At 72.8% G+C, this 9618-nt stretch carries 7 protein-coding genes (1 of these 7 cut by a window edge); 3 read left to right on the plus strand and 4 right to left on the minus strand.

Features of this window, described 5'->3' with window-relative positions:
* Nucleotides 1-4053: the final stretch of a lonely Cys domain-containing protein gene (locus ACFWFI_RS06580; protein WP_387386281.1), read on the plus strand. Its footprint begins 22770 nt before the window's first position; only the last 4053 of its 26823 coding nucleotides appear in the window; the start codon falls outside the window, past its left edge; it ends in the stop codon at nt 4051-4053.
* On the plus strand, nt 4046-4636 hold the full coding sequence (locus ACFWFI_RS06585; protein ID WP_387386283.1) for a type VII secretion system-associated protein: 591 nt from the start codon (nt 4046-4048) through the stop codon (nt 4634-4636). The genes ACFWFI_RS06580 and ACFWFI_RS06585 overlap by 8 nt, the downstream gene beginning before the upstream one ends.
* A 137-nt stretch (nt 4637-4773) precedes the next feature.
* On the opposite strand, the gene ACFWFI_RS06590 is transcribed toward ACFWFI_RS06585, so the two are convergent.
* Genes ACFWFI_RS06590 through ACFWFI_RS06605 form a run of 4 tightly spaced genes read right to left on the minus strand, consistent with a single transcriptional unit; the run spans nt 4774 to nt 8695 of the window.
* Entirely contained in the window at nt 4774-6063 is a 1290-nt protein-coding gene (locus tag ACFWFI_RS06590; RefSeq protein ID WP_387386285.1) for an FAD-dependent oxidoreductase, read from the minus strand.
* Nucleotides 6064-6076: 13 nt separating this feature from the next.
* Nucleotides 6077-6709, minus strand: coding sequence for a maleylpyruvate isomerase family mycothiol-dependent enzyme (locus ACFWFI_RS06595; protein WP_387386288.1), 633 nt, complete (start codon nt 6707-6709; stop codon nt 6077-6079).
* Nucleotides 6706-7533: a fumarylacetoacetate hydrolase family protein gene (locus ACFWFI_RS06600; RefSeq protein WP_387386290.1), complete on the minus strand. Its 828-nt coding sequence runs from the start codon at nt 7531-7533 to the stop codon at nt 6706-6708. The genes ACFWFI_RS06595 and ACFWFI_RS06600 overlap by 4 nt, the downstream gene beginning before the upstream one ends.
* A gap of 1 nt (nt 7534) precedes the next feature.
* A complete protein-coding gene (locus ACFWFI_RS06605) occupies nt 7535-8695 on the minus strand; it encodes a cupin domain-containing protein (RefSeq protein ID WP_387386292.1) in 1161 nt (386 codons plus the stop codon).
* A 70-nt stretch (nt 8696-8765) separates the two neighbouring features.
* Between ACFWFI_RS06605 and ACFWFI_RS06610 the strand changes: the two genes are divergently transcribed.
* Complete coding sequence (locus ACFWFI_RS06610) at nt 8766-9542, plus strand: IclR family transcriptional regulator (RefSeq protein WP_387386294.1); 777 nt, start codon at nt 8766-8768, stop codon at nt 9540-9542.
* The last annotated feature ends 76 nt before the right edge of the window (nt 9543-9618 follow it).

Below are 9618 nucleotides of genomic sequence, written 5' to 3' on the forward strand. Positions count from 1 at the left end.
GACGCATGGACGGACACGATGGACACAGCCGCCGCGAACGCGTCACGGCGGCTGTGGGCGCACGCGTACGCCGACTTCGCGGGCACGGCACCCGAGGGCACGGGGGAGGCCGACGTCACCCGTGCCTGGGCCGCCGCCGTCGCCCTGGTGCTGCCGGCGGAGCCGCACGCGGTGCTCGCCGACTCCCGGTACACCGGTGACGACTTCCGCGACGCGGTGCGCCGGGTCGCCGGCCACCTGCTGGGCGGGGGGACCGGCGCCGCACCGGCGTCCGCCGCGGAACTGGCCGACACCCTCCGCTCCGGCCTGGGCCTGCGGCAGCGCTGGACCGCACCCGTCACGGAACCCACGGCCCCGGACACCACGGAAGCCGCTGGGGCCGCCGCGAGGACGCTGCCCGTGGCGCAGTCGGGGACCGGTGCGGACATGCCCGGCTTCGACCTGCCGGCCCTGGACGACGTCGACCTGTCGATCCTGGACGATTTCGACCCGTCGGTCCTGGACAACATGGACCTCGGGACCTTCGACTTCGACATGTCGGGACTGGGCTTCCCCGACCCGTACCTGCCGGGGCCGGACTTTCCCGACCTGGACATGACCGACCTGGACGCGACCGATCCTGCCCCGACCGTCCCGGACATGACCACTCTGACCACGGGCAGCGGGCAGCCGGTGTTCGTCGCGCCGGCGGCCGCCTCGTCGGCCGGGCCGCTCGCCGTGCTGCCCCGGCTGAGCCTGGTGGCGTTCGACCGGGAGCGGACGAGCCCCTCGGCCGGCGCGCGAGAGAGCGTCGAACGGCTGGCGTTCCGCGTGGCGAAGGCCGGTCTCCGAAACCGGCGCACGCGGGTGCCGCTGCCGAAGACCGATATCGCCGGGTACGGCACCGACGCACGCCGGGGAGGCACCGCACAGGCGAGGGACCAGGCCGTCCGGGAGGTGGGCGACCGGCGGGCGAGGGCCGCGCACGAGCTGTTCGTCCAGGAATTGGACCGCGCGCTGCGCACCCTCCAGGAGAACCTGCCGGCTGGACGCGCGCGGCTGACCGCGCGGGACTTCACGATCACCTCGCGCGGCCGTACGCGGGTGCCGGGCCAAGGCGTCACTGTGGACGCGTCCGGGCCGGTGAGCCGCGCGGACCTGGGCCGGCAGGCCACGATCGCCGTCACGTCGCCGGGGCACGCGGCCGCGGTGGAAGCCCTCGACGCGCTGCGGAGGAAGGACCGGGCGCTGCGCGCCGGAGCGTTCGACGTGGACGCGGTCGCCCGGCGGATCCTCGGCCTGGAACCGTTCGTGCTCGTCGACCCGGAAATGCGCAGGGACCTGTACAGGATGGTCGAGCGGGCGATCGCGGCCGGGCGGGCGTCCGGCGCGGCCACGCTCACGGCGTTCCACCTGGAGGAGCAGGGCGTCCTCGCGGCCGACCGTGCCCGGCACGTCTCCCTGGGCGGAGTCCGGGTGCCGGGCCTGAACTGGACCGGCCCGGACGACGTCGAACTGAACGGCATCTTCGTCGAGGACCTCGTGCCCGATCAGGCCGGCGGCTTCCTCCCCACGGGGAATCTGGACCTCTCCCCCTGGCCGTGGGACGTGACCCCGTACCCCGTCCTGGCCGATGGACGCCACGACATGGTGACGGCACGGCTGCCCGACGGGACGACACGGGATCTCGACGCCGACGACTTCGCCGAGCTGGTCGCGGCCGACCTGGCACGGCAGGGACTGCCGGTCACGACCCCGATCGTGCTGGCGGTCCCGTTCGCCGGCGACCGGTACCTGGAACTGCCGAGGAAGCTCGCGGAGCGCACCGGCCACACCGTGTGGGTGCACAGCGGCCTGGCGCGGCGCCACCCCGATCCGGCCGGACAGAGCACCATAGCCGTGGTCCGGAGGGACGGACTGCCGCACGGCTCCTGGGTCCCGGTCCGGCCCGGCCTGGCCCCCGACGCCGACGACGGCGCCCCGGACTGGCACCGCGACGTGCTGACCCAGGCCATCGTCAGCACACTGACCGGGCAGCAGATCGGCCGCAGTCTGCACGAGCCCGGCGATCTCGCCACATCGCGCGAGGACAACTTCAACCACCTCGACCGGATGACGCTGTTCGTCCACTACAACTCGGCCACGGACACGTACTCCACCAAGCTCCCGCTGGAGGACCCGGGCCCGAAGGACAAGGCGTACCACCTGGCGGGTCACGGAATGCCGGGCCGCCTGACGCTGCCGATGGCCGACGGGACGTCGAGGACTGCCGGCCGTCGCGAGGCGGGGGAGTGGCTGCGGCGGCGCAAGAGCCTGTCGAGCCTGCCCCAGGACCACTGGATCGACCTGGTGGTCTGCAGCGCCTCGACCCTTCGGGACAGGGCCACACAGGACCTCGCGCAGCTCGGTGCCTCCTTCGCCGTACCGTTCGCCGCCGATCCGCTCGCGGACGACGCGATCTCCCTGGGGCAGCACCTGGCGAACGTGACGGGGCGAACGGTGCGACTGTCCTACTCCCTGCAGGGGACGACCCGGCTCGATGACGGTTATGTGCGCGTGCTGTTCAACGACGCGCGCGGACACCGGACGTGGTGGGACACCAGCCGCCCCGAGCCCGGTGAGGCAGAGCTGGACCGGCTGGCCCGGTCGGCCGGGTTCGAGGGCGAGCCGTCACCGGGGAGCCGGGCAGAGACGCTGCGCCTGGTGCGCGCCCTGCGGATGGTCTTCGGGCACGACGTGGAGGACGCCGACGACTTCGCGACCCTGATCCGCGGGGCCGGTGCGCTCGACAACATGTGGCACGTCGATCCGGACCTCGGCCCGACCGGCCCGTTCTCGACGGAACTGCTGCGCCGGGTCGTCGCCGCGCACCCGGAGGCCGCGTCCGGGGTGAACCCTCAGGTCACCCGGGATGTGCTGGCCGCCGCGGCGCAGGCATGGCAGTCGGGATCCTCCCTGCCCGTGAGCCGGTTCGTGCACCTGCCGGAGCTTCACACGGCCGCCCGGTGGCTCCAGGACACGACGGCGGTGGACGAGGCGGCCGTCGCCGCGCTGCAGCTCTCCGACCCCGGCGAGGTGGGCGCGGCCGAGCGGGCGCGGATGTTCTGGGCGCGGGTCAAGGCCGAGGAGACGCTGGGCGCGGCCGGCCCCGACGCGGACACGCTCACCACGAGGGCGCTGCACCTCGACCCCGCCGTCGAGGTGAACGACGCGCTGCGCGGTGACGCGCTGACCCTGCTCACCCGAGGGTTCGCGGTGGGCCGGGACATGGCCGACCCCGACGTGGCGGGGGCGTACGACCTGGAGGAGCGCGGTGCCTTCGACGAGCCGATGCTGCCGCCGGACAAGGGGTTCGCCAGGAGCGGCGGCCGCGACTGGAAGGACGAGACCGTCCTCCTGCCGGACCTGGGGCGGTTCCGGGCACCGGACGGGACCTTCGACGCGCCGTGGGCCGGGAAGGACGCGTCCGGCAGGGACAAGCCCGTCCCCTACCCGGTGCGGGCGTCCGTGAACTTCGAGGACAGCGACTACCTCGACGTGGGCTTCGACGGCGCGTCGTACCGGGTTCCCGCCGCGGAGCTCGCCGAACTGCTGGCCTCCGACGCCAAGTTGCGGGAGCTGGCCCTGACGACCCCCGTCCTGCTGGTGCTCGACGGGCTCGGCGGGCACGTGCCCGGGGTGGCGGACGTGATCGCCCAGCGGCTGGGCCGGAGTGTGTGGTGGAGCCCGTTCCCGGTGGAGCTCTCCGCGCCGGACGGCGCGGGCACAACGATGCCCACGCTGACCGACTCCCTGGCCACCATGACCAGTCCGACGGCCGCCGACTGGCACGAAGCACGGCCTGTCGACAGGGCCGGGGCCCCGGAGGGCCCGCGCCAGGTGGAACCGCCGTTCTCCGCCGCGCCGCGGCCCGGAACGGCGGACGCGGTGAACGACGAGCGGAACACGAGCGCCGACCCGGACGACGCCGTGGCGAACCCGCACTTCGCACCGGCCCCGCCGCCCGGCGGAGGCGGCGAGGCGTCCCACACGGCCGACCCAGGTACCCCCAGCGAACGAGGAAAAGATGAGTGAGCCCGGCGCCGAGGCCCCCGTCGCCCCCATGGACCCCGCGCCTCCCGAGGAGTTCGTCGAGGCCGCCAGGCTGGCACCCGACCACTGGCTCTACCTGACCGATCCCGCGTGGCAGGGGGAGGGCCCGCCGCCGTCGTGGGCCGTGGCCGGTCAATGGCGCTCCGACTCCCGGGGCGAGATCGTCGAGTGGGAGGACAACGAGGACTACAGGCCGTCACCCGAGGCGATGGGGTGGCCCGAGCCCCGCGATGACGTGGACCGCGCCATCCAGCTCGCCACCACCGGGTACGGCCCGGCGGAGGACGTCACCGCCGCCCTGGCCGGAGCCGAGGTCGCGGTGCTGGTCACGGCGGGCGGCGAGCCCGTGAGCGCGTCCGCGCCCGACGGTACGGCGGTGGTCCCGGTCTTCACTTCCCCCCACTACCTCCAGGCCGCCGGGCGGCTGGGGTTCGAAAGGCTGCGGGTCACGGATCTGCTCGCCCGGATCCCTCCGGGCCACAGCCTGTGCCTCAACAGTTCGGCCCCGGTCAGCATGGTGCTGGCCACGGACGGTCTCGCGGAGGCGCTGCACGAGCCGGCGTAGAGGCGGCAGCCGTCCGGGTGCCGGTCCCGCTCCCGGTGGTGGCAAGAACAACGGCCCGCTCCCGGCCGGGGGTTCGTCGAACCGTCCGACCGGTTGCGGGCCGCCGCGCAGGGGCAGATGCGCTTACGCCGTGCCGCTCATACCGTGCCGCCTCCGCCGCCCGTCGCCGCGAGGGCGTCCGCCGGGGTCCCGGCGCCCGCCGAGGACAGCGGGACCGGCGTGAACATCGGGGGCTCCTCGTCCACCGTCAGGGCGGTCGGGCCGTACAGCCAGTCCACGAACGAGTAGTCGTAGGTGTCGCGGGCGCGCAGCAGCACATTGCGCTGCTCGCGGGCGACACCGTCGAGGTGCCACAGTTCGCCCCACGAGCGGGACGTGGTGAGAACCCGGCGGCAGTGCTCGGGGCGGACCGCTTCGTAGGCGAAGAGCGCGGCGTCCCAGTCGACCGTGCCGTCGGCGGCGCGGTTGCGGCCGACGTGTTCGCCCAGCACCCAGCCGTCCTCGATCGCCATGATCGCGCCCTGCGCGATGTACTGCAGCGGGGGGTGCGCGGAGTCGCCGAGCAGCGCGATGCGGCCGTGGACCCAGTTCATGACCGGGTCGCGGTCGAACATCCGCCACCACTTGTCCCGCCACATGAAGGGCAGGCCCTCCTGGACGAAGTCGCAGGTCTTGGCGAAGGCGTGGTCGAGCTCGTCCGGGGTGCCCCAGTCCTCCTGGCCGGCGACGGCCTTGGGGGACTCGAAGACGGCGACCTGGTTGAGGAGTTCGCCGCCGCGCAGGCCGTAGTGGACGAAGTGGCAGGCGGGGCCGACGTACACCACGACCTCGCTGAGGTCGACGCCCTGGACACGCGGCAGCTCGGCGGGCACCGTCCCGCGGTAGGCGACGTACGCCGAGGAGACGGGCTCGTCGTCGACGAGCAGCTTGCGCGCGGCGGAGTGCAGGCCGTCGGCCGCGATGACCATGCCGGCCTCGTGCACCTCACCGGAGGCGAGTGCGACGCGGGCCCCGCCCTCGGTGTTCTCGTACGACACCACCCGTGCGTCGGTGACCAGCTCGACGCCCGCGCGTTCGCAGGCGCGCAGCAGCAGCCCGTGCAGATCGCTGCGGTGGATCACCATGTAGGGGTAGCCGTAGCGCTTCTCCAGGTCGCGCAGGTCGAGCCGGGTCAGCTCGCCGCCGTCGACCGCGTCACGCATCACCATCGCGTCCGGCACGACGCCGAGGCTCTTGGCCTCGTCCAGGAGGCCGTAGTCGTCGAGGATCCGGGTGCAGTTGGGGGCGAGCTGGATGCCGGCGCCCACCTCGCCGAAGGCGGGGGCACTCTCCAGCAGGCGGACGTTCAGGCCCTGGCGGGTCAGCGAGAACGCCGCACCGAGGCCGCCGATGCCGCCGCCGACGATGATCACATCAGGGTTGGACATGACTTCTCACTCCTCAGAGCCACGGGCCGAGCTCAGGAGCGTCGGCAAGGGTGTGGGGCCGGCCGGCCAGCCAGGCGGCGACCTCGGGGAGAGGGCCGTCGGGCAGCTCGGTCAGACCGCGCTTGGTGCTGATCTCGTCGGCCAGGGCGGTCAGGAAGCCTGTCGGGAGGTCGGCGAAGGAGACGCCCGTGCCGAGGTCGACCGCGTGGACGCAGGCCTCGCGGGACCGCATCCAGGGCAGTTCGGTGGCGGGTACGGTACGGCCCTGAGCGGTGACGACCTTGTTCTGCCACTGCTCGTCGGTGAGCCCGTCCAGCCCCTCGGCGAGTTTCCGCGCGGAGGCGGTCAGCCAGGAGCGGAGCTCGTCGGCGGAGAGGGCCGGGCCCTTGGCGATACCGGCGGCGCGCTCGTCCGCCGAGGCGTACATCGGGGTCTGTTCACCGGTGGCCGCCCAGTGCACCAGGTTGCACAGGGCGTCGGCGTTGGCGGCGACGTGTGCGGCGAGGTGCTTGCGGGTCCAGCCCGGCAGCACGCTGTCGGCCGAGAAGCCTGCCTCGTCGAGTCCGGCGACGGCGCCCAGCACCAGTTCGGTGCCCGAGCGGGCCCACTCGCGCGCGTCGGCGAAGGTCCGCGTGCCGTCCGTCATGCCTCGACCACCTTGTTGCTGCAGGCGCCGAGGCCGGAGATCTCGGTGGTCACGCTCTGGCCGGGGAGGAGGAAGACCTTGGGGTCGCGGGCGTTGCCCACGCCGGCCGGGGTGCCGGTGGCGATGATGTCGCCCGGGTTCAGGGTGATGGCGGTGGAGATGTACTGCACCAGGAAGACCGGGTCGAACAGCAGCGTGCCGGTGTCGTCCTGCTGCATGACCTGGCCGTCGACGACCGTTCTGACCTCGAGCGCGGGGCGGACGCCGCCGACCTCGTCGGGGGTGACGACGTACGGGCCGACCGGTGTGGTGGCCTCCCAGATCTTGCCCTGGGTCCACTCGATGGTGCGGAACTGCCAGTCGCGCAACGAGATGTCGTTCATGACGGTGAAGCCGGCGATGGCGTCGGCGGCCTGCTGCTCGTCGGCACGGCGCACCTTCCGGCCGATCACGACGGCCAGCTCGACCTCCCAGTCGAACGCCTCCGTCTCGGCCGGCTTGACGATGTCGTCGTTGGCACCCAGCAGGGTCTCCGCGAACTTCGGGAAGAGGGTCGGGTGGTTCGGCAGGTCCCGGCCCATCTCCTTGATGTGGTTCGTGTAGTTGTGGCCGACGCAGACGACCTTGGAGGGGCTGGGGACGACCGGCGCGAAGTCCGCTCCCTCGACCGGGTACGTGGTGTCGGAGACCGCGGCGGCCTTGTCCTGCCAGTCGGCTTCGGCGAACAGCTCCCCGAGGTCGGCGTACCCGAGATCGACGAGGACCTCGCCGTCGAGGCGGACCGCCCGGGTCCCGTCGGCTGTGCGGATGGTGGCGAGCTTCATGTCAGGCGTCCTTCTGGGTGCGGTTGAGCTTGAGCGCCTCGAAGACGGGCGCGTCGGAGAAGCGGAAGAGATCGAGGCCGCCTTCGTCGGAGTCGGTCGTACCGGCCTCGGACCGTGCGGAGAACGGCTCCCAGGACGGGACGACGAACAGGTCGCCGCGGGTGACCGTCCAGGACCTGTCGCCGACGGTCACCACGCCGGATCCGTCGAAGACCTGGTAGACCGACGAGCCGGTCTCGCGCACCGGAGCGGTCTCGGCGCCACGGACGACGCGATGGAACTCGGCCCGGAGGGTCGGCAGGACGTCGGATCCGTCGTGCGGGTTGGAGTAGCGCACCGCGGCGTGGCCGGGCTCGACCGTGCCGCCGAAGCCCTCCTTCTCCAGCAGGAGCTGGTCGGCCAGGGCGGCGGCGGTGTACTCCCACTTGTAGGACAGCAGCGGGCTGCCCGGCGTCACGGGGGCGGCCGACAGCGGGCGCAGACCGGGGTGGCCCCACAGGCGCTCGGCGCGCGACCGCTCGGGCGTCGTCCGCTCGGCGTCGCTGATCTCGTCGCGGCCGAACTCGAAGAACTGCGCCTCCGTGACGTACTGGAAGGGGATGTCCAGGCCGTCGATCCAGGCCATCGGCTCGGAGGTCGCGTTGTGGTGGGCGTGCCAGTTCCAGCCGGCCTGCGGGAGGAAGTCACCGCGGTTCATCGGCACCGGGTCACCGCCGACGACCGTCCACACACCCGAGCCCTCGACGACGAAGCGGAAGGCGTGCTGGGTGTGACGGTGCTCGGGGGCGTCCTCGCCCGGCATCAGGTACTGGATGGCCGCCCACAGGGTCGGGGTGGCGAACGGCCGGCCGCCGAGTGAGGGGTTGGCCAGCGCGATCGCGCGTCGCTCGCCGCCGCGGCCGACCGGGACCAGGTCGCCGGCCTGGGCGGCCAGCTCCCGCAGCCGCTCCCAGCGCCACACGTGGGGTACGGCGCGTGAGCGCGGGTGGGCCGGCATCAGGTCGCCGATCTCGGTCCACAGCGGGACGAGCAGCTCCTGTTCGAAGCCCCGGTAGAGCTCTTCGAGAGCGGGGGTGACCTGGGGCTGCCCCTCGCCGGAAACGGCCTGGAGCCGGACCGGGGAATCCGCAGCGGAGTTCTGGGAGACGGGTGAAGTAGTCACGGGTCACAGCGTGCATCGTGTCGCTCATGGGAACATGTGGATTCTGGAGAGCAGAATTCGAAGGAAGGTCATGGACAAACAGCTCAAGACGCCCCCGCCCTATCCCATCGCCAGCGTGGACCACGCGCTGCGGGCGGCGATCATCCTTCAGATGGAGGGGGGCGCGACCGTGGCCCGGATCGCCGAGCGGCTGGGCGTCGCCAGGTCGACCGCCCACCGGGTCCTGGCCATGCTGGTCTACCGGGACTTCGCCGTACAGGACGAGAGCCGCGCCTACCGCGCGGGGCCGGTGCTGGAGCTCGCCGCACACTCCCAGTCCCTGGTGTCGCGGCTCCGTGCGGTCGCCCTGCCCCATCTGCACCGGGTCGTCGATCTCCTCGACGAGACCGCGAACCTGACCGTGCGCACCGGGGACACGGCCCGGTTCATCGCCAGTGTCGAGTGCCTGCAGGCACTGCGGGTCGGTTCACGGGAGGGCATGGTGTTCCCGGCCCACCGCACGACGGCGGGACTGCTGCTGCTCGCCGGCCTGTCCGACGACGAGCTGGACGATCTCTACGGCGCCAAGCGCTACCAGGACCGCCCCGAGGACCTCCCCGACCTCTCCCGGCTGCGGACCGAGTTGAGGCGCCTGCGCCGCAACGGATTCGCCGTCAACCAGGGGCGGTCCGAGCGCGGGCTCGTCGCCGTAGGTGTGCCGGTACGGGACCAGGACGGCACGGCGGTGGCCGGTCTGTCGGTGTCCATGCCCAGCGTGCGCTACGACCCGCACCGCCTGCAGTCCCTGGTCGCCGCTCTGGACACCGCGGCGCACGCGCTGGAGAGGGACCTGGCAGAACAGGTGTGATCCCGGTGACCGGTGGGACGGGCCGCGCGGCCGGAACGGCTTGATCAGAGGCATCCACATCGAGCAGGGCACCGGC

It is taken from the genome of Streptomyces sp. NPDC060209, assembly GCF_042728155.1.
GTDB lineage: Bacteria > Actinomycetota > Actinomycetes > Streptomycetales > Streptomycetaceae > Streptomyces.

What these genes read in the sequence shown, in the direction of transcription:
- ACFWFI_RS06585 (WP_387386283.1), top strand. Translation starts at nt 4,046, where the DNA reads ATGAGTGAGCCCGGCGCCGAGGCCCCCGTCGCCCCCATGGACCCCGCG.
- ACFWFI_RS06590 (WP_387386285.1), bottom strand. Translation starts at nt 6,063, where the DNA reads ATGTCCAACCCTGATGTGATCATCGTCGGCGGCGGCATCGGCGGCCTC.
- ACFWFI_RS06595 (WP_387386288.1), bottom strand. Translation starts at nt 6,709, where the DNA reads ATGACGGACGGCACGCGGACCTTCGCCGACGCGCGCGAGTGGGCCCGC.
- ACFWFI_RS06600 (WP_387386290.1), bottom strand. Translation starts at nt 7,533, where the DNA reads ATGAAGCTCGCCACCATCCGCACAGCCGACGGGACCCGGGCGGTCCGC.
- ACFWFI_RS06610 (WP_387386294.1), top strand. Translation starts at nt 8,766, where the DNA reads ATGGACAAACAGCTCAAGACGCCCCCGCCCTATCCCATCGCCAGCGTG.